Annotated in this window: 17 protein-coding genes; 16 read left to right on the forward strand and 1 reads right to left on the reverse strand. The window is 50.2% G+C overall.

Annotated features, from left to right (window positions below):
- The coding region (locus LGT44_RS00745) for a helix-turn-helix domain-containing protein (RefSeq protein WP_230333497.1) at positions 1–196 on the reverse strand (196 nt) is incomplete at its 3' end.
- Positions 197–277: 81 nt separating this feature from the next.
- Here LGT44_RS00745 and LGT44_RS20225 point away from each other — a divergent pair.
- The 16 genes from LGT44_RS20225 (at position 278) to LGT44_RS00820 (ending at position 21,208) form a co-directional block, all read left to right on the forward strand.
- On the forward strand, positions 278–478 hold the full coding sequence (locus LGT44_RS20225) for a TnsA endonuclease C-terminal domain-containing protein (RefSeq protein ID WP_408033922.1): 201 nt from the start codon (positions 278–280) through the stop codon (positions 476–478).
- Positions 471–2,540 (forward strand): transposase family protein, encoded by a 2,070-nt coding sequence (locus tag LGT44_RS00750; protein WP_230331897.1) that lies wholly within the window; start codon positions 471–473, stop codon positions 2,538–2,540. Before LGT44_RS20225 ends, LGT44_RS00750 begins: the two co-directional genes overlap by 8 nt.
- A complete protein-coding gene (locus tag LGT44_RS00755) occupies positions 2,537–4,201 on the forward strand; it encodes an AAA family ATPase (RefSeq protein ID WP_230331898.1) in 1,665 nt (554 codons plus the stop codon). The genes LGT44_RS00750 and LGT44_RS00755 overlap by 4 nt, the downstream gene beginning before the upstream one ends.
- A 2-nt stretch (positions 4,202–4,203) precedes the next feature.
- Complete coding sequence (locus tag LGT44_RS00760; protein WP_230331899.1) at positions 4,204–5,754, forward strand: TnsD family Tn7-like transposition protein; 1,551 nt, start codon at positions 4,204–4,206, stop codon at positions 5,752–5,754.
- The gene (locus LGT44_RS00765) at positions 5,717–7,345 is read left to right on the forward strand and encodes a Tn7-like element transposition protein TnsE (RefSeq protein WP_230331900.1); all 1,629 of its coding nucleotides are present in this window, start codon (positions 5,717–5,719) and stop codon (positions 7,343–7,345) included. The genes LGT44_RS00760 and LGT44_RS00765 overlap by 38 nt, the downstream gene beginning before the upstream one ends.
- Before the next feature lie 145 nt (positions 7,346–7,490).
- A complete protein-coding gene (locus tag LGT44_RS00770) occupies positions 7,491–8,126 on the forward strand; it encodes a restriction endonuclease subunit S (RefSeq protein ID WP_230331901.1) in 636 nt (211 codons plus the stop codon).
- A 1-nt stretch (position 8,127) separates the two neighbouring features.
- On the forward strand, positions 8,128–9,660 hold the full coding sequence (locus LGT44_RS00775; protein ID WP_230331902.1) for a type I restriction-modification system subunit M: 1,533 nt from the start codon (positions 8,128–8,130) through the stop codon (positions 9,658–9,660).
- A 13-nt stretch (positions 9,661–9,673) separates the two neighbouring features.
- The gene (gene dinD / locus LGT44_RS00780) at positions 9,674–10,534 is read left to right on the forward strand and encodes a DNA damage-inducible protein D (protein ID WP_230331903.1); all 861 of its coding nucleotides are present in this window, start codon (positions 9,674–9,676) and stop codon (positions 10,532–10,534) included.
- Positions 10,535–10,593: 59 nt separating this feature from the next.
- The gene (locus LGT44_RS00785) at positions 10,594–11,811 is read left to right on the forward strand and encodes a restriction endonuclease subunit S (protein WP_230331904.1); all 1,218 of its coding nucleotides are present in this window, start codon (positions 10,594–10,596) and stop codon (positions 11,809–11,811) included.
- Between the two features lie 14 nt (positions 11,812–11,825).
- Positions 11,826–13,166, forward strand: a complete 1,341-nt coding sequence (locus LGT44_RS00790; RefSeq protein ID WP_230331905.1) for an anti-phage deoxyguanosine triphosphatase — start codon at positions 11,826–11,828, stop codon at positions 13,164–13,166.
- Between the two features lie 8 nt (positions 13,167–13,174).
- Complete coding sequence (gene rhuM / locus LGT44_RS00795) at positions 13,175–14,179, forward strand: RhuM family protein (protein WP_230331906.1); 1,005 nt, start codon at positions 13,175–13,177, stop codon at positions 14,177–14,179.
- A 78-nt stretch (positions 14,180–14,257) separates the two neighbouring features.
- Positions 14,258–16,186, forward strand: a complete 1,929-nt coding sequence (locus LGT44_RS00800; RefSeq protein ID WP_230331907.1) for an ATP-binding protein — start codon at positions 14,258–14,260, stop codon at positions 16,184–16,186.
- The gene (locus tag LGT44_RS00805) at positions 16,179–19,493 is read left to right on the forward strand and encodes a type I restriction endonuclease subunit R (protein WP_230331908.1); all 3,315 of its coding nucleotides are present in this window, start codon (positions 16,179–16,181) and stop codon (positions 19,491–19,493) included. Before LGT44_RS00800 ends, LGT44_RS00805 begins: the two co-directional genes overlap by 8 nt.
- 14 nt (positions 19,494–19,507) lie before the next feature.
- Positions 19,508–20,257, forward strand: a complete 750-nt coding sequence (locus LGT44_RS00810) for a M48 family metallopeptidase (RefSeq protein ID WP_230331909.1) — start codon at positions 19,508–19,510, stop codon at positions 20,255–20,257.
- Positions 20,258–20,375: 118 nt separating this feature from the next.
- Positions 20,376–20,720, forward strand: coding sequence for a tyrosine-type recombinase/integrase (locus LGT44_RS00815; protein ID WP_228346313.1), 345 nt, complete (start codon positions 20,376–20,378; stop codon positions 20,718–20,720).
- A 107-nt stretch (positions 20,721–20,827) separates the two neighbouring features.
- Positions 20,828–21,208 (forward strand): hypothetical protein, encoded by a 381-nt coding sequence (locus LGT44_RS00820; RefSeq protein WP_228346314.1) that lies wholly within the window; start codon positions 20,828–20,830, stop codon positions 21,206–21,208.
- Positions 21,209–21,299: the final 91 nt, after the last annotated feature.

The following is a 21,299-nucleotide window of genomic DNA, read 5'->3' on the forward strand; positions in this document are numbered from 1 at the left end:
TCTTGCGGTTTGGAACCCGGCGGTTTTGATTGATCAGAGCATCAACTCCACCCTGTTCAACGGATTGCTGGTAACGATAGAAGGTATCCCGCGACACACCCATAACCTTGCAGGCTTTGGATACGTTACCGAGTTCCTGAGCCAGATTCAGCAAACCGGCTTTGTGTTTTATGATGGGATTGTTAGACTCAAGCATAGAGAGTTTCCTTTGTTGAGATATTGATTCGACACCATTATCAAAACGGGAAACTCTCTTCTTTTCAATCAGAAGTGTCAGATCAGGTCTGAACTAATTCAGATGATCGACCAAGCTTACGAGCTATCTCCCGGAACCACGCTCTCACGAATCCGGGCGCTTTGTGCTTTACGGATCTTTCAATTTGACCTTCACCAAGCCTGGGAATCACTTTGTGGTTCAGCCCTTGTCCTTTCAGACATGGAGTTAGTAACAAAGCGACTGAGGTACAGCCATGCTTAGTATTAACACGGTCGTTCTGCATGCTGATTGCCGCTACCGTATACTTAAAGCACCAAGCCAAGGCTATATATGGATTGATATTGATTCAGACAACGCCTTTCCAGAACTGATGCAAGCTGCTGTCATCGATCAACTATTCCATGACGAGAGGCTGAAACTCCAAGACGATCCTTACGGAGAACTGGTGAATGAGCCGGTTGAACAAGGATCAAAACATCAGCACCTCCGTGACGAGCGAATGAAGTTGATTACTCCACTCATCACTCAAGAGGATGTCTATTTTCGTTCAACCAGAGGCAAGCTGATTCAGAAGCGCTGCGCAGAAACAGGCACACCCAAGAAAACACTCTACAAACTGCTGAGACAATATTGGCAGCGCGGCTGTGTCCCAAATGCCCTGCTTCCGGATTACCGAAATGCCGGCGGCAAGGGTAAGAAGAAAGTATCAACCAAAAAACTAGGCCGCCCCCGCTCAATCACCCCAGGGCAGGGCTCGATTATTGACGCGTCGGTTGAACGGATGTTCAGAATCGTTCTTGATCGTCACTACGCAAACGACAAAGGCACCTCTTTGCCTTACGCACATCGCCGCTTCTGCGATATGTTTCAGCTAGCAAACCCGAAACTCGCTGAGTCTGAGTACCCTACGCTAGGACAATTTCGCTACTTCTGGGAGCGCGAATACTCCAGACCTGAAAGAATTCGACTTAAAACGAACAGAATCACCTATGCAAAAGACGTAAGGCCCTTGATTAGTACGTCAACAGCAAGCGTACAGGGGCCGGGTAGCCGTTACGAGATTGATGCGACGATTGCCGACATATATCTGCTGTCTGCAGATCGACAACGTATCATAGGACGACCAACCCTATACGTCGTGGTGGATGTATTCAGCAGGATGGTCGCGGGATTCTATATCGGCCTGGAATCTCCTTCGTATGTTACGGCTATGCAGGCTCTCCGCATGGCAATGACAAGCAAAATGGATATATGTCATCGCTATGGCCTGGATATCAAACCTGAAGACTGGCCGACTGTTGGAATCCCTGATGCAATTCTGGCTGACCGAGGAGAGCTACTGGGCTACCAAATTGAGTCTCTTGAGAATGCGTTTGGTGTCCGCATAGAAAACACCCGCCCTTATGGTGGCGATGCCAAGGGGATAGTTGAACGTTATTTCCGTACCCTTCAGGCAAACTTCAAACCATTTGCACCCGGCGTTGTGACTGCTACAACGGTAAAAAAGCGTGGTGGAAACGATTATCGGCTGGACGCGACGCTGACACTGGAAGATTTCAGCAAAATCATTGTGGCATCGATCCACCAGAGAAACCGAAGCTCCGTCCTGGCCAAATATGATCGTTCTGCCGATATGCCTGATGAGCTGGTACCAACGCCAATCAATCTGTGGGAGTGGGGTATTAAGAACCGAAGCGGTCGCCTAAGGAGCGCACCTCCAGATCTTGTCCGATTGGCATTGTTACCTCGTCAAAAGGTTACTGTATCCAATCTTGGCATTAACTGCTTTGGCGAATACTACACCTCTTCAGAATTGCTCAAGTCTGGCTGGTTGCACAGAGATTCCAGCCTGGGACGCATTGAGCTGGAAGCGGCCTACGACCCAGCTGATGCTGAACAAATCTATTTGTTTCCAGAAAAAGGCATCAATACATACTGGGTGTGTTCATTATCTGACCGATCCCGTCAGTTCCGGGGCCAAACCATGTGGGAACTATGGGCCAGCAAAGAAAGACAGAAAAAAGCCACTGCCAAAGCCAAAATTGTTGATGATTCCAGCAAAAGACAGCTGGAAAACATGATCGACGATACCATCAAAAAGGCACTCCGGGCTCGTCCGCTCGCCTCTGCATCAAGCAAATCTGAATTGATACGTGGAATCAGACAAAACCGCACGGAAGAACGCGACAAAGAACGACAGGCACAGAAAGCCATGCCTGCGCACTCATCTAAGACCAAAGCGGATGTCACCTATCTGCACGACAAACCAGAAGACGGAAGCTTTCCTGATTTTCTGGATGACTTATTTGGAGACGATGAATGACATTACCTTCAGGCATGGTAGAGGCAAGATACAGAGACACAGGCCTCGCTCAATACGCCGGCAATCCATTTATTGAGGCGCTCCCCCCTATTCTGGAGCGTAAGCACCTGCGGACAGCACTAGGAAGTACCATCCAAATGCGCCCCTCTGATGTATATCTCGATCAGCACTCGCGAATACACGTCATATCGCAGTTACTGGATAGGTTTTTCCAACCCCTGGCACGCCATATTGAACTGGAGTCAAAGATTTCCATCATGTTAAGACAAGGATATGTCGGAAGAAACCTGGCCAATGGTAACCATGCTGCCCATATCCAGAATGGTTATGAACGCCTTATGCAAAAGGACCTGTCTGCTTTCCGGTTTGAACACGTTGAATCGACCGCCAAGAGTCTGGCCTTTATTGGTTGCTCCGGATCAGGAAAAACCAGCTCCCTGAACCGCATTTTGGGTACATATCCGCAACTGATCTATCATCCGCAGTACAACTTTACCCAGATCGTATTCCTCAAAATCGACTGCCCTCACGATGGATCACTGAAGAACTTGTGTCATAACTTTTTCCGTGAAATTGACACTCGATTAGGCACCAACTACGTCAGGCGCTATGTTGAAAAACGCCATAGTGTAGAAACACTGATAGCCCTAATGGCCCAGGTAGCCAACACCCATGCCATAGGATTGTTGGTAATCGATGAGATTCAGCATCTGAGCCTCAAAGCTTCGGGCGGCGCTGAAAAGATGCTCAACTTCTTTGTGACCCTGGTAAACGAAATATCCGTTCCGGTAGTGATGGTTGGAACTCCCAAAGCGCGTCCGATCTTTGAAATGGATCTCCGTTCTGCCCGACGCGGTGCCGGATTCGGCTCCATTCTTTGGGAACCACTCACTCAGCCGGATGCCGACACGGATATTAATCGCTCAGAATGGGGAGCCTTTACCAACAAACTCTGGCAATACCAATGGCTGACTAAAGCTCCGGATGCCATATCAGAAGAGCTCAGAGATCTTTGGTTCGATCTGTCTCAAGGGATTATGGATGTTGTAATCAAATTATTCGTACTATCTCAAATACGCGCGGTGATTAAGGGGACAGAACGAATTACACCGGCCATCATGAAGTCCGTCTATCAGGATGAGCTGAAACCCATTCATCCAATGATTGAGGCTCTGCGCTCCAAAGATCCGAACAAAATTGCTCGCTACTCCGACCTGACAGTGCCAGCAGTGGATAAAAAAATTCTGGAACTCAGTCTGCTGCTGGATTCAGCTCAGGATCGGATTTCAATCTCGCAGCGCTTTGGTGGAAACGAACAAGCGGTCCGGCTATTCGGCATGCTGGCTGATATGGGCTATGAATCGAACCTGTTAGAGCCGTTGATTCTTCGCGCATTTGAAGAACATCCCAACCTGAAGATTCCTGATCTGATGCCAATCATCCTGACTTGGTACCAAGAAGGCACCATAACGCGAGAAAAAACCACGAAAAAACCTCACGAAAAACGCATCCGAAAAGAGGATTGGCATACCTTGGACTCTGACGATCTGCGCTTCCTGCACTCTCAGGCAGCCAATGAAGATGGGTTCTACACTGCACTTAAAAATGCTGGCGTGATTTTCGATACCGCCAGCTGGCTCGCCCAAAGCAACCAGGGCTGATCATGCTTAATTTTCCGATCCCCTATCCCGATGAGCTGCTGTATAGCACCATTGCCAGGGCCGGAATTCGACATGGCCTGATCAGCCCCAAACAGTTGCTGGAAGAGGTTTTTGATGGCAACCGCAAAGTAATTGCCACGCTCGACCTCCCGAATCACCTCAATCCACTCATCAAACAGCTACCCAGCCGTTTCGGTATTGAAGAACTCGCCTACCAGCACACATTATTTCCACTATACGCCCCGTTCATTCCTGAACAACGGCGAGTCCAGTGCTTGCAGTGGATGGAAGGACAGTCACAGGGCTCCATCCATCTTGCCATGGGCATAGCGGCCTCCATCATTAAAACACCCAGCCACATTCGCTATTGCCCAGCATGCCTTAAAGAACAAGGTCGGCAATATGGGGAATATTTCTGGGAACGCGTATGGCAAGCTCCCGGCGTCAACTGCTGCGCACGACATGGCGTACTGCTGAACAGCAAGTTTTCTCGACCACAAAAGGAACGACACCAATTCTGGCCTGCAACGCCCGAGTACTGTCCACTCTTCCCACAGAAACCAATTTCCGATAACGACCGCTGGATAGCCGAACAGGCCGTCGTTCTACTACACCTGCCACCAAGAGCCTCTCCCTCATTGACTCAGTGGACCGAGTATTACCGACGACTGGCTCAGGACGCTGGCTTAACCAAAGGCAGACTACAGATTGAGCATAATGAAATTACTCACAGAGTCCTCTCATTCTGGTCACCCCAAAAGCTAAGAGCTATGGGACTGTCCTTAAACGCAGACGACCATTGCTGGCTAAGAGGTATTTTTCGCAAGCACCGAAAATCATTCAGCTTCCTGCAACACCTGGTTGTACATAGTGCACTGCTACCAACAAGCAAGAGCATCGCTGAAGCTATCAACGAAGCTCGTTCAATCGCTCTTCACCCGAAGTACGTTAGTAACGTCCCGGATCATCCGGCCAAAACCGCCGTTCTAACTCCAGACCAGCAACATTGGTTAAAGCTCCTGAGCGTCCAGGAGGCTAAAGCAGCGCGAAAAAAAGCCCCAGCACTGTACGCCCGGCTGTATCGGGCACAACGAGTTTGGCTTACTGCCGTCAATAAAGAACACAAACGTCCAACACAGCCAGAACGAAAAAGTCGCATCAACTGGCAAGCCCGGGATGCCGAATATCTACGCTGCCTGCAAGAACTGGCGACATTTGTTACAGCAACCAACGATGGTCCCAGGCGCTCCCAAAACTTCTGGCTAAAAAGTCTGAAGGCACCCTCAACATTAGAAAAACAACTCGCGCGCTTACCATTGACCCGAGCCTTTATTCAGCGCTATACAGAAACCGTCGCTGATTTTCAGATCAGGCGACTGGAGAATACTTATGCAGACTTGAAGGAGCACATGAGTCAGCCTCCAAGATGGCGCTTACTCCGAAGCTCGGGCCTGAGCGAGCAACGACTGACACCAGCAGCACGAACGTTTCTGAATGCACTTACAGAGAACTCAGATGTCACGGAAAATCCCCAAGATCAGAGGTATCGATGACAACAGTAAGATCAAAGCAATAGGCAATATGTTCAGACGTTTGGACTGCTCCAACTGGAGAGTCAACGTACAGCTTGATCCAAAACAGAAGAAGCTCAGTTTAGCCATATCTCAGATCCCATTACTGGCCCGAAAACGAACACTAAACACAACGGAAACACCCAAACCTGCTGGATTCAAAAAAGAATTCATCTTGGATAAGGGCCCATGGAGTGCGGTTAAAATTAAGGAAGTACCAATACCAGGAGTTTCAAATCAGCAGGATCACGAGCAATGGTGTTTCAAATTCATGGCCGATGGCATACAGGTATATTTGCCGCAGCTGGAATTAGCCCGGGCCTTATTTTTATATGAGCCGTATCTATGCCGCCTGGCGATGATCCCAGACGGCCTCATTGAAGAGTTTGATATCATCCCACTGGATGACCCCAATAGCATTCAAGTCAATCTGCTACCCAGCTGCAGCTTGCCACAGCATGTACGTGGCGATAATGAATTGCGCCGGGCATTGGCGACGATCATCCTGGATAAGGACATGCGACAATCGTTTGAATCCATCTCCAGGTATCAACTCGAATACGGAGAGGACAATGGCAATAATCGAGTCTGGCAATTTCGTTTTGCCCCTCCGCCCCTGGATCAGGTTCGGCTAGCAGTACGAGGCCATTTTGACTCGAACACATCGTCGATGTTCGTTTACGAAATTTACGGTATGCAGGGGCTGAAATCTAACCATCCCCATAATGTTCATTTTTTTGATCCTTCATACACCCCCAGAACGCCAGGTAAAGGCACGGCCTTGCCGGTGAAACCAATAAATGTAGAAGACATTGAAATAGACGATGACGAGATTCCCCAGGCAAGCGGGGGTGTTGAACTCGTCCTACAAGCCCCTCAGGTTACCCGGACCTATCAGAATCCTGCTCACACTACGCGAAGTGGAGTAACCAAAGGGCGACATTCCGGTGGGAAGAACGAAGGCGAAGCCGACGAAGAAGTCGGTGACGACACGGTAGTCATCAGCACCGATGAGACCAGCAAAAATGGGCATGTAATAGCCGGTGGCACCGACACCGTTGATGACCAAAGTGACGACAGCAAAAACTACACTGCCCGATTTGAAGCATTCAATGCCATGCTAGAAATGCTGAAAGCCATGGGTTGTAAAGTGGATGAATCCAAACCTCGTAAACTACCGGTCATTGCCGGTTATTCAAAGCAAACGTCGGAAGACGGCAATCCACGATGCTGGTTAGTAAAAACGCTCACATTCAGGGGCGCGACGTTTCGGCTGATGGAAGTTGATACCCTTGGCAGTAACAAGCGGTTATCCACTTTGCTGGTAAAAGAAGACTCCACTACTCGCGTTAATTGGGAGGAAGCCATTTCTTATATTGCAAATAGATTGGTTATTGACTCATTGACGTGGCCAACCGCGTACCTCAACGAAACATTCAAAAGCGACAATGTGCAACGAATAGCACACCCCAAGAGCCCTGCAGCCAACAAGAACTTCCTCAACGCAGATTCCATTACAAGCTGGGCCCAAAGGATACTGGATAAATGCAGTAACCAACCTACTGCAAAATAAGCATTGACGAATACCCCTCTATCTTGGATTATATTCTCGCACCAAGAATCATAATGCCTCTACTGCAAAACCTAGCACCTTCTGACCGCTAAACGGATGAATAAGCGACAGACAGCCACCTGTCCTGCATTCTCAGAGACTCAATATGAAACAGACACAGAACCTGAGAAGCCTGGCCGAGATAGCGGACATCCGAACAGGCTTCACTTTTCGGGAAAAAGTTGAAGAAAGTCCGGACAACGGCAATGCCCACATTGCCCAAATCAAAGATGCAAGGTGCGAGTGGGAGCGAACGAATGGTAATGACCTGCTGATATCTCAACTTCCCCTTATCCATTGGGAAGGAAAGGACAAGGCCTTTGTTGAACCCGGAACCGTCTTGCTTCCCGCACGGGGGGCAAAAGGCAGCGGCTACTTCCGCGCATCTTGCTTAATGGCAGACGAACCAAGCAGCCTTCCGGTTGTGGTCAGTAGTCAGTTTCTTATCATTACCCCAAAAAAAGAGGTACTGTCTGAGTTTCTGTGCTGGTCATTGAATCAACCTGCCATCCAGTACCACCTGACGGAAGGAGCCGGAAGCCAGGGAAGCAACATCGTCATGTTGAATACAAAGCTGGCTGGAGAGCTGCAGCTTCAGATACCCAGCCTCAAAACCCAACACAAGATCCTGCATCTGAACCGGCTGTGGGAACAGGAACAACAACTGACACAAGCCCTGCTGAAAAATCGCGACATCATGTTGCAGGGCATGTTTCAGCAATTACTAAAGGAGACAGAATAAGATGAGCACGAACGACAAAATCAATCAGGACAGCATTAACAAAGCCCTGTGGAGCGCCTGCGACACCTTCCGTGGCACCATCAGCGCCGACACCTACAAAGACTTCATCCTCACCATGCTGTTCCTCAAATACATCTCCGATGTATGGCAGGATCACTACGATGGCTACAAGGCGGAATACGGCGACGAGCCGGAACTGATCGAAGAAATGATGAAATCCGAGCGTTTTGTACTGCCCAAAGCGGCCAGCTTCTATGCCCTGTACGAACGCCGCCACGAACCCGGCAACGGTGAGCGCATCGACCAGGCGCTGCACGCCATTGAAGAAGCCAACGGCACCAAACTTAAAGACGCTGGCAAGAGTGTGTTCCAGGACATCAGCTTCAACACCGACAAACTGGGTGAAGAGAAACAAAAGAACACCATTCTGCGTCACTTACTGGAAGACTTTGCCAAGCCCGAGTTGAACCTCAAGCCCAGCCGCGTCGGCACGCTGGATGTGATTGGTAACGCCTACGAATACTTAATCAAAAACTTTGCCGCCAGTGGTGGCCAGAAAGCCGGTGAGTTTTACACCCCGCCCGAAGTATCCGACTTAATTGCCGAACTGCTCGACCCGCAACCGGGCGACAGCATCTGCGACCCGGCCTGTGGTTCCGGCTCATTATTGATGAAATGCGGCCGCAAAATTGTGGCGAACCACGGCAGCAAGCAATACGCCCTGTATGGGCAAGAGGCCATTGGCTCCACCTGGTCGCTGGCCAAAATGAACATGTTCCTGCACGGTGAAGACAACCACAAAATCGAATGGGGCGACACCATCCGCAACCCCAAGTTGCTGGATAAAAACGGCGACCTGATGCTGTTCGACATTGTTACCGCCAACCCGCCGTTCAGTCTGGATAAATGGGGCCACGACGAAGCCGAGCACGACAAATTCAGCCGCTTTCGCCGTGGTGTACCGCCGAAAACCAAAGGTGACTACGCCTTTATCCTGCACATGATCGAAACCCTGAAACCTGGCTCTGGCCGTATGGGCGTAGTTGTGCCACACGGTGTTCTGTTCCGGGGAAGCACAGAAGGCACAATCCGTCAGAAGCTGATTGACGAAAACCTGCTCGATGCCGTGATTGGCCTGCCAGAGAAACTCTTCTACGGCACGGGCATTCCTGCGGCCATCCTGATCTTCAAAAAAGAGAAAAGTGATGACAGCGTGATGTTTATCGACGCCAGCCGCGAGTTCAAAGCTGGTAAAAACCAGAACCTGCTCAGCGACGACAATATCCGCAAGATTGTCGATACCTACTTCGCCGGTAACGACGTGGAGAAATACGCCTACGTCGCCAGCCTGAAAGAGATCAAAGAGAACGACTACAACCTCAACATCCCGCGCTATGTCGATACCTTTGAAGAAGAGGAAGAAATCGACCTGATGGCCGTGCGTGCTGAACGTCAGCAACTTCAGGCGCAGCTGGCAACCATCGAGCATGAGATGGAAAGCTACCTGGCCGAGCTGGGTTATCAGAATAAGTAAAGGAGGATAGGCAATGGAACCGCAACAAATTCAATCACTGACAGCCATGTTTGAAGGCCACTCTCAGCGTACAGAAGAGGGAGTGGAATACTGGCTGGCCCGGGATGTTCAGCACTTACTGGGCTACGGCAAGTGGGACAACTTCACCAGTGTGATCTCAAAAGCCAAAACAGCCTGCGAAGTTAGTGGGCATACGGTCTCTGACCATTTTGCCGACGTCGGGAAAATGGTCGAGTTGGGCTCGGGCAGTCAGCGCGAAATCGACGACGTTATGCTTACCCGCTATGCCTGCTACCTGATCGCCCAGAACGGCGACTCCCGCAAGCAGCAGGTGGCATTTGCCCAGACCTACTTTGCCATGCAGACCCGCAAGGCAGAGCTGATTGAACAACGCCTGCTCGAAGCAGAACGCGTGCTTGCACGTCAGAAGCTCTCCGCCACGGAGAAAGAGCTCTCAAGCGTGATTTTTGAGCAGACTGGTGGCAACGACAACTTCGCACTGATCCGCAGCAAAGGCGACTCCGCACTGTTCGGACGCAATACCAAAGCCATGAAAGCCCAATGGCAGGTGCCCGACAACCGCCCGCTGGCAGACTTTGCCCCGACCATCATCCTCAAGGCGAAAGACTTTGCCACCGAGATCACCATTCATAACGCCCGTGCGCAGAATATGAACCGCGAGCAGCAGATCTCCAAGGAGCATGTCACCAACAACGAGGCCGTCCGTCAGACGCTGATCAACCGGGGTATCCGCCCGGAAGAGCTGCCGCCAGCAGAAGATGTCAAAAAGGTAGAACGCCGACTCGCGTCAGCCGACAAAAAGTCGCTTAAGAACCCGGAGACGCTTGGATTAAAGGATGATGCTGATGAGTAAGATGATTACGGCGCTTTCTATGGAAATCGTGATGGCTAAGGATCTGGAGGCGTTGGGATATGGTGCCTAAGGGCTGGACTCCATCGCAAGTCGGCGATATTGCTAAATTTTCTTCTGGCGGTACACCAAGTAAACAAGCTGCAGAATATTGGGGTGGTACTGAGCCATGGATTTCCGGAAAAGATCTTAAAACTCATTACCTAGAAACAAGCATTGACGGCTTAACCAAAGCCGGATTTCAGGCTGCAAAAAAAGCGCCGAAGGGGTCAAGTCTAGTGCTAGTAAGAGGTATGACTCTTTTAAAAGATTTTCCTGTTGGTTACGCAACCAGGGAAGTAGCTTTTAATCAAGACTTGAAGGCCTTAGTTCCTGCCAAAAATATAGATGGGCTATTTTTATCATTTTTGTTAGTGGCGGAGAAAAACAAAATTCTCCAGCTTGTGAGTACAGCAGGACATGGGACAGGACGCCTAGATACTCATTCACTTCAGGAGTACCCGGTTAATATACCCCCTCTCCCCGAACAAAAGAAAATCGCCCAGATCCTCTCCACTTGGGATAAGGCCATCACCACCACCGAGCAACTGCTCATCAACAGCCAGCAGCAGAAAAAAGCCCTGATGCAACAACTGCTCACCGGCAAGCAGCGTCTGTTGGATCAAAATAGGGAAAGGTTTGAGAGCAAGTGGCGAGAGGTAGAGCTTGGCAGCGTTTTAAAAGAAGTGAAACGTCCTGTCGATTGGGATGATGCTGCAGATTACAAACTTCTCAGTGTGAAACGCCGCTCAGAAGGCGTTGTGCTAAGAGAAGTACTGAAAGGCACTGAAATTCTGACCAAGAAGATGAACATAGCTCAATCCGGCGACTTTTTAATCTCAAAGATGCAGATCGTCCATGGTGCTGCAGGGTTGGTTCCTGATGAGTTTGATGGTTTTCATATCTCTGATTCATACATCAGCCTAACCCCAAAAGATGAGCGAAAGTTGGATATTCACTTCTTTGCATGGTTTGCCAAACAGAAGTTGATGTATCACAAAGCGTTTCTCTGTAGCTACGGCGTTCATATTGAGAAGATGACCTTCAATTTCAAACTCTTCCTGAAGGAAAAGATCAGCGTGCCCGCGTCGATTGAAGAACAACAAAAAATCGCCGCCGTGTTGTCCACTGCCGATCTGGAAGTCGCCGCCTTGCAAAAGAAACTCGATACCTTTAAGCAAGAGAAAAAAGCCCTGATGCAGCAGTTATTAACAGGCAAGCGTCGGGTAAAACTTAACTAAACATGGAGGTTGTTATGGCAATGAAAATCTGGGAAGAGCGCTTCATGGCGAGCGATCCCTATTCAGCAAACGATGTTCGAAATGAGTGGGAGCGTGATTATGCCCGCTTGATCCACTCAGCTGCATTTCGCCGTTTGCAATCAAAAACTCAGGTTCTGGGTTTGGGCGAAAGCGATTTTTATCGCACTCGTCTAACTCACTCAATGGAAGTTGCACAGATCGGCACAGGCATTTTGCGCTGGCTGAAAAGCAAACATGACTCAGACAACGAAATTCTGGGAGCACTGCCACGTTCTTCATTAATGAACACTATCTGTTTGGCTCACGACATCGGCCACCCACCGTTTGGTCATGGTGGTGAAGTGGCGTTAAACGTGTGTATGCGCAACCACGGCGGCTTCGAAGGCAATGGGCAGACCCTACGCATTCTTTCGAAGCTAGATAAATACACAGAAAAAAATGGCATGAACCCAACCCGCCGTATGCTGTTGGGAATCCTGAAGTATCCGGCTTCATACAGCCAAACTGTGCAATTGGACGCCTATGGCAAAGTGCCTGAGCAGCGATGGTTATGCAAAGCCAAGGAGCAGCATCCTCCCAAATGTTATCTGGATGACGAGCGCGAGCTCGTCCAGTGGATCTTCAAGGACGCATTAACAGATATCGAACAAACGGCATTTGTTAAACTTAAGCATGACGAGAAGTCGGGACACTTGAAATCTGTCTACAAAGGTCTTGATACCTCCATCATGGAACTGGCGGATGATATTTCATACAGCCTGCATGATCTGGAAGACGCCATTGCTTTGGGTATGGTTACTCAGGCTGACTGGAGAGACCACTTTGAATCTGATGATGGGAAAGCACTGTTTTCGAATTGTGGCCTGAATTACGACGACATCACCAAAGAGCTCTACGGACGCAGCCATATGCGCAAAAAAGCCATTGGCGGACTAGTACATAAGTTCATTATCAGCACCTACGTAACCGATTCTGAAGTGCCAGGCGCAACAACGCCATTGATCAAATGGAATGCCGTCATGGAAGAGGCTACAGAGAAGTTAATGAAGAGCATCAAAAAGCTGGTGTTCGAGAAAGTCATCAGAAGCCCGAATGTTCAGCAACTGGAGTTCAAAGGCCAAAAGCTAGTGATGGAACTATTTTCGGCCTTGGAATCTGACCCAATGCGCTTGCTGCCAGTGGATGGGCAAAAACGCTTCAAGCAGGCTTCAGGCAAACAGGAACAAATGCGTGCCATCTGTGACTTTATAGCTGGAATGACAGATGAATACGCCACCCGCTTCTATGAAAAGCTCTACTACCCACACAAAGGCTCGATCTTTGATCGGCTTTGAGGTGGTTAATGGATAACGACCTGATCCTCTACACCACCGACGATGGCGAATCCCAGCTCGTACTGCGTGAGCTGGGTGGTCAGGTATGGCTCACTCAGTTGGAAATGGCTGAGCTGTACCAAACCAGCAAGCAAAACATCGGTAAGCACGTGAAGGCCGTATTGTCAGACGGGGAGCTGGCTGAAGGGGCAGTTGTAAACTCAAAGTTTACAACTGCGGCCGATGGTAAAGAGTACCTGACCCAGCTCTATGCCCTACCCATGATCATTGCTGTTGGCTATCGGGTACGCTCGACACGGGGTACCCAGTTCCGGCAGTGGGCAACCCGTACGCTTGCAGAGTATCTATCCAAAGGCTTCGCCATGGATGATGAGCGCCTCAAAGACCCTAAATGGGATTACTTTGATGAGCTGCTCGAACGCATCCGTGATATCCGCTCATCGGAGAAGCGCTTTTATCAGAAAGTCCGTGACCTGCTTACCCTGGCCGAAGACTACCGTGCCAATGAAAAGGACACCGGGCTGCTGTTCGCTGAAGTACAGAACAAGCTCATTTATGCCGTAACTGGCTATACCACGGCAGAGCTGATTGTGGCACGAGCGGACCCAAACATGCCCAACATGAATCTGACCAGCTTTTCAGGCAAACGGGTTCGTAAGGCTGATGTGGTCATCGCTAAGAACTACCTGCAGGGCGATGAACTGGAGCGGCTGAATCGTCTGGTGAGTATGTTCTTCGAATTCGCAGAGTTCCGGGCCAAAAACAAGCAACACCTAACGCTGGATGACTGGCGCAAGTATGTTGATAGCTTTATGGAGTTCAATGAGCAGCCACGGCTGAACAACGCCGGCAATATCAGCCGCGTGCAAATGGAGCAGATTGCCAACCAGCGTTATGAGCAGTTTGATCAGCAACGAAAATCAGCAGAAGCAAAAGCAACGGATGCTGAAGAATTGATCGAGCTTGAAAAGCTGCAGGCACGGTTGCAGAAGAAGAAAAAGGACACTGAATGACCACCCAGACAGCCCCAAAATTTCAGGAAGAATACAGCGCCAGCTGCCCTCGTAGTTTGAATGACGCAGGAATTAACCATGTTGAATGAATACTCTGCCGAGTCCTTATTGCAGCAGTTGCGCCAGCTAGATGAGTGCCCTCGCATTGAGGCAAAACGTGGCACTGACATTGGCAGCTCCGCAATGCAATCCGTCTGCGCCTTTGCTAACGAGCCGGGACTGGGCGGCGGTTATTTATTATTAGGGGTCAGTGAGCCGGATGCACAGCACAACGAGTTTTATGTATCAGGTGTTGACCATACCGATAAACTGCTGGGTGATTTACAGGCCAACTGCCGCGAGCAGTTTGAGCAATCCGTTCCGGTAGAGGCGCAAGCTATCCCGCTGGAAGGCAAAACAGTGATCATGGTCTTTGTGCCCGAACTGGAGCCAGCGGCTAAACCTTGTACGTTTAAAGGAAAGTTCGACAGTAAAAACAAGCGTAAAACGGGTGTCTGGCGACGCGGTCTGAACGGCGATTACGAATGCACCCAGACCGATATCGAACCTTTACTCATAGCAAAAAGTGGCATGGGGTTTGAGCAAGTTGTTCTGGCAGATGCTGAGTGGGATGACCTCGATCCTACCGCCATAGAGCTCTATCGCAATCTTCGCGCCAGAATACGCCCCAACGCCGAGGAGCTGGATGCCAGCGATACCGATATGTTACGGGCTTTAAATCTGGTTAAAAAACACGGTGACCGCTGGGTCCCCAACGTTGCTGGGCTATTACTGCTGGGCAAACCTTTGTCATTACGCAGATTGATGCCTGCAGTGCGGATTGATTATGTGCGCATTGCTGGTACGCAATGGGTTGAAGATCCAGAACAACGCTTTGCAACCACCCTGGATCTGCGTGAACCGTTACTGCGCCTTATCCCAAGACTTGAAAATGCCATTCTGGATGACCTGCCTAAGCACTTCCGCTTAAAGGCTGGCGACTTACAACGTTCTGACGAACCCTTATTACCTTATAAGGTGATAAGGGAGGCCGTGGTGAATGCGGTCATGCACCGTGACTACTCCGTGCATCAACCTACGATGGTTATTCGTTACAGTAACCGTATTGAGATCCACAATGCTGGGTATTCCCTAAAACCAGAAGCCATGCTGGGAGAGATGGGTTCTAAGTTGCGGAATCCTATTGTCGCAGCGGTGCTATACGACCTGAACTTTGCCGAAACCAAAGGATCAGGAATTCGAACTATGCGGCGTCTATTGGACAACGCGGGGCTTACCGCACCGGTTTTTACCAGCAAGGTTCTGGCTAATGAGTTCCAGGCAACGTATCTGCTTCATCAACTGCTGGGTGAGGAACAGCTACAGTGGCTCAATCAATTTTCTCGATTACAACTGTCAGACAATGAAGCCCGTGCTCTGATTCTGGCAAAGGAAACAGGTGCGGTGGATAACGCTGGTCTGCGTGCCATCACAGGACTGGACACTCTGGCAGCCAGCCAGGTACTCAAGAGACTGCATCATCAATATCGCCTGTTGGAACAAGGTGGAGCAGGCTCCGCGACCTATTATCGTCTGACGGGACAACGATCCGCAGAAGGCGAATTGCCGTTATTTGCATCGGACGATTCAAATACAGGTGACCTCGCATCAAATACAGGTGACCTTGATACAAATCCAGGTGACCTGCATACCAACGCAGAAGAGCTACCTGCGGAATTAAAACAACGACTGGAAGCCCTGACCCCAAAAGCCCGCAAAGATAAGGTGTGGCCCGTCATTTTGTGGTTATGTGCACTACGGCCCTACAAAGCGGAGCAATTGGCAACCTTACTCGCTGGCAGGCAAGTGACTGCCTTAAAGAGCACACACCTTAATCCGCTTCGGGAGCAAGAAGGTCTGATTGGGTACACCCATCCAGAGGTGGTTAACCATCCAGAACAGGCATACAAGACCACAACAACTGGCTTGCAGTGGCTGATACAACACGGAATTGACATCAATGGCTGAATACGACGTCCCTAAATTTCAGGAAGAATACAGCGCTAAGCTACCTGCCCTGGCCCTTTTAACGCAGCTCGGCTGGTCATTTTTATCGCCCGACCAGGCGCTGGCTGCCCGCGGTGGCAAGTACGATCAGGTGGTACTGCGCGACATTTTGCGTGCAGAGCTGGAGAAGCGTCGCTTTATCTTCGCAGGGAAGGAGCATGCCCTGTCGGCCAAGTCGATCGACAACCTGATCGCGGAAGTATGCAGCCCGGCGTTGAATGAGGGGCTGCGTAATGCCAACGAGCGCATGTACAACCACCTGATGTATGGGATTTCGGTAACCGAGTTTGTGGATGGCAAAAAGGCCAACCCAACCGTGGCCCTGATTGATTGGCAGAACCTCAGCAACAACAGCTTCACCTTTACCGAAGAGTTCACGGTAACCCGCGCAGGCGGCGTCGGCTCTTCTTTGCAAGACAAGCGCAGACCCGACATTGTCTGCTTCGTAAACGGCATCCCATTGGTGGTTATCGAAGCCAAGCGGCCAGATGGCAAGAAGGGCCCCACGGTAACCGAAGGCATTTCGCAATGTCTGCGGAATCAACGCCCGGATGAAATCCCCCATCTGTTTGCCTACAGCCAGTTGCTGTTATCGGTGAATGGTTACGAAGGTCGCTATGGCACCTGCGAAACCCCAGAAAAATTCTGGGCAGCCTGGCGCGAGGAAGGGCTGTCGCTGCCAGAGCAACACGCTATTAAAAATCGGAACTTATCAGCCGAACAGCTGGATCAGCTGTTTAATCAACGCAAACCCGCCGACCGTCGTTGGTATGAAAGCTGGGTGGCCGGGGGCGAACTGTCGGTAACCGGCCAGGATGAGCTATTGATCAGTTTGCTCAGCCCTAAGCGTCTGTTTGAGATGGTGCGCTATTTCACCCTCTTCGATAAGAAAGCCGGCAAGGTCGTGGCCCGTTATCAACAGGTGTTTGGTATCAAAGCTCTCATTGATCGCATCAATACCCGCCGCCCTTCAGGTGCGCGGGAGGGTGGCGTTATCTGGCATACCACAGGGTCAGGTAAGTCGTTGACGATGGTGTTCCTGAGTAAAACGCTGATTCTGCATGATGATCTTAAACAATGCCGGATTGTGGTGATCACCGACCGGGTGGATCTGGAGAACCAACTCAGCGCCACCTTCTCATCCAGCGGTGAGCTGGCTGACAAGAAAGACAAGGCTGCTGCCATGGCAACTTCCGGGCGTCGCTTAGCGGAACAGATTGGCCATGGGAAAGAGCGGATTATCTTCTCCCTGATTCAGAAATTTAACAGCGCCACCAAGCTACCCGAGTGCCAAAATTCCAGCCCTGACATTATTGTGTTGATTGACGAAGGCCACCGCAGTCAGGGGGGCGAAAACAACATACGCATGCGCCAGGCGCTGCCGAATGCAGCCTTTGTAGCATTCACCGGTACGCCGCTTCTGAAGGACGACAAAACAGAGAACAAGTTCGGCAAGATCGTTCACGCCTACACCATGCAGCGTGCCGTGGAAGACAAGACGGTTACGCCACTGCTTTACGAAGAACGTATCCCCGACCTGGATATCAACGAGCGGGCCATTGATGCCGGCTTTCAGCGCATCACAACCAACCTGACCGATGAACAACGGGCAGATCTGAAGCGCAGATACGCACAGAAAGGCGAGCTCTATCAGGCCAGTGACCGAATTCAGCTGATTGCCAACGATATCGCCACTCACTTTGCTAAAAACATCGATGCTGAATTGAATGGCCAGGTGGCCTGTGACAGCAAGGCATCGGCTATCAAGTACAAAAAGTATCTGGACGAGGCTCAAGCGCAACTGCCGGAAGACAGCCGTTTTGAGTCAGCCGTAATTATGAGCCCGCCAGATAGCCGTGAAGGCAACACCTCGGTAGACGAATCAGCCCTGCCGGAAGTGACGCAATGGTGGAACGAGAATGTCGGTAAAGAGGATGAACAGGATTACACCAAGCGGATGATCAAGCGCTTTGCTGACAACGATGATCCGCTGAAGATGCTGATCGTTGTCGATAAGCTTCTGACCGGTTTTGATGAACCGAAAAACACCGTTTTGTACATCGACAAGCCACTGAAAGAACACAACCTGATTCAGGCGATTGCCCGTGTTAACCGGCTGCATCCGAAAAAGGAATTCGGCTTACTGATCGACTATCGGGGTATTCTGGCAGAGCTGGATACCACCCTCAGTAAATATCAGGATCTCGCGTCCCGTACCCAGGGCGGTTACGACATCGACGACATTCAGGGGCTGTACGAGCAGATGAGTACGGAGTACAAGCGCCTGCCTCATTTGTACAAGACGCTGTGGGCGATCTTTGATGGTGTAAAGAACAAGCAGGACATTGAACAACTGCGCCAGGTGCTGGTTCCCCGCATAGAGGACAAAGACGGCGAGCTGGTTGATGTACACCTGAAGGTTCGTGAAGACTTTTACGAAGCCCTCAGTAACTTCGTCAGCTGCCTGAAGGTTGCGCTTCAGTCAGCCACTTTCTTTGAAGACAAAAGTTTCACCGATGCCAATCGTCGGCACTACAAGGAAACCGTTAAGCAGATGTCCAACCTGCGCCAGCTGGTAAAACAGGATACCGGTGAGCGGGTGGATTACGACGCCTATGCCGAGCAGGTGAAGAAACTGCTGGATAAACACGTTGTTGGGGTTGAAGTGCGTGAACCGTCTGGCGCTTTTGAAGTTGGCAAGATGGGACAGCAAAAGAAAGAAGACTGGACTGACGAAAAGACCCGTAACGAAACCGACATCATCAAAACCCGGGTTACCCGGATGATTGAGCAGGATCTGCAGGACGACCCCTACGCTCAGGAGGAGTTTTCCAAGCTGCTGCGTAAAGCTATTGAAGATGCCGAGAAGCTCTTTGATCACCCGATGAAGCAGTACATGCTTTTCCAGGAGTTTGCCGAACAAGTGGAACAGCGCAAGCTGAACGACATCCCCGATGCCTTTGCGGGGAATCGCCATGCCCAGGCCTACTTCGGTTTGTTCAAACAGATTCTGCCGGAAGTTTTCACGGTTATGGATTCTCAGGTCCAGGATAAGTGGGTAGCGCTGGCATTCAAGATTGATGATGCAGTGACTCAATCTGTGGCAGAGAACTCTATCAACCCACAAAACATTGAAGCAGATATCCGTAAGAAGCTGTTGCCCATGTTGTTCAAAGAGGCAAAATCTATTGGAGCGGGTATGGATCAGGCTAAAAAGCTGGTTGAAAGAATCGTGCAAATCACTCGGGTCGGATTAAACGGTGCTTGAGCGGGTATAACCAGATGAATGTGCCAATTAAACTCCAAAGTCAGACCATGAGCTTCCGCTACGGTGACGAGCAGATTACGTTTGAGCGAGTCAAGCGCCCGCAAGCCACAGGCAAGGTATTAATCAAAGTTCATCCCGATTGTCGGGTAATCGCATCGGCTCCCGAGGGTACTGAGAGCGCAGCCGTGTTATCTGCTGTTAAAAAGCGTGGGCGCTGGATATACGAGCAGCTTCGGGATTTCCGCAAACAGCTTGAATTCACCACTCCTCGACAGTACATCAGCGGTGAAAGCCATTATTACCTAGGGAAGCAGTACCTGCTGAAAGTGATTGAAGCGCCTGAGCAGGTTCAAGGTGTGAAACTACTACGCGGCAAGTTAGAGGTTTCGGTAAGAACAAAGTCCGCTAAAAAGGTTAAAGGGCTACTAACAGACTGGTACAAAGCGCGGGCAAAAGAAATCTTCTCCAAGCGCCTCAATGCCATGCTGGAGCAAGCCCTTTGGATAGAAGAACTACCACCGCTGCGTATACTGACTATGCAAACTCAATGGGGTAGCTGCTCACCCAATGGCCGAATCACCCTGAATCCTCACCTGGCTAAAGCGCCTCGTGAGTGCATTGATTACGTGATTTTGCATGAGCTTTGCCACATAGCGGAGCATAACCACAGTGAACGGTTTTACCGGCTAATGGGCCAGGTAATGCCGAATTGGGAAAAGACGAAAGAACGGTTGGATGGGATGGCTTCTGTTATCGCAAATTGATTACTGAATTTTCTTCGCTTGGTCATGAACACTCCTTACAGGCACATTATGCCTCTTTTAGATGTGTCCGTGAAAACGGGGTAGAACCCGCTGTCCTGCTACAGCCATTAAGGATTGGGTGGACATTGCCGGTATCAACAACGGTCCACTTTTCAGGCCGGTCAACCGATGGAGTCAGGTCCAAACAAAGCCGCTGAACCCAGGAGCAATTAACGATTTGCTTAAAAATCTGGGCAAAGCTTGTCAATTCGACTTTCTTCCAGACCTCAGTAGTCATAGCTTTCGGCGTGGACTGTCCACATCGGCGGCAAGGGAGCGGATAGATTTTGAGTTAATCAAAAAGCAAGGCGGATGGAAAAGTGACGCAACAGTGTGGGAATACATCGAGGAGGGCCAGCAGTTTTCCGATAATGCCGCGCTCACGCTGATGGAAAAAATGACTCAATTTATCGTCATTCCGTGAGATTGCATAGCCACCGACCCAGTCCAGGGTATCTCTGGACTGGGTCGGTGGCTATGACAAACAGATTGCTATATCCTCAATGAGCTTCACTATCAGGTGCCCCACAGGTGAGAATTCGTTCCGGTTATAAAACATTTGTGCTTCTGACACTGCTGCTTTGGCTGATGACCAGCTGGACCGGCGTGCATGCACACTTTTGTTTTGATGGACAGGAACCACCAATTTCCCCTCATCTCGATGTGATAGGCGGGCACGAAGTCCACACAGCGGATGAATCGCATCAGGATATCGATGTGGAAGTATCCCAATCGGTTCTGGCAAAACTCCTTAAGTTTGACCCGTCATTGCCAATACTTTTGGCTGTGATTTTTATACTGCTTGCGGTAACGCACACCCCCTTATTCTTTTTTTACACAGACGCTCCTCATCCCCATCGTCGCGCGGGGATTCTTCCGCCGCTGCGCGCACCTCCTGCAACTCCATTCTGATTGTCGTTAACGGCCCTTTGTAAAAAGGGTAGTTTTTGCAGTTCCCCATTCGCGTTCAGGACTCCTGCACCGATATCTGGAACTGCCAATT

This window comes from Thalassolituus alkanivorans, assembly GCF_020447205.1.
GTDB lineage: Bacteria > Pseudomonadota > Gammaproteobacteria > Pseudomonadales > Oceanobacteraceae > Venatoribacter > Venatoribacter alkanivorans.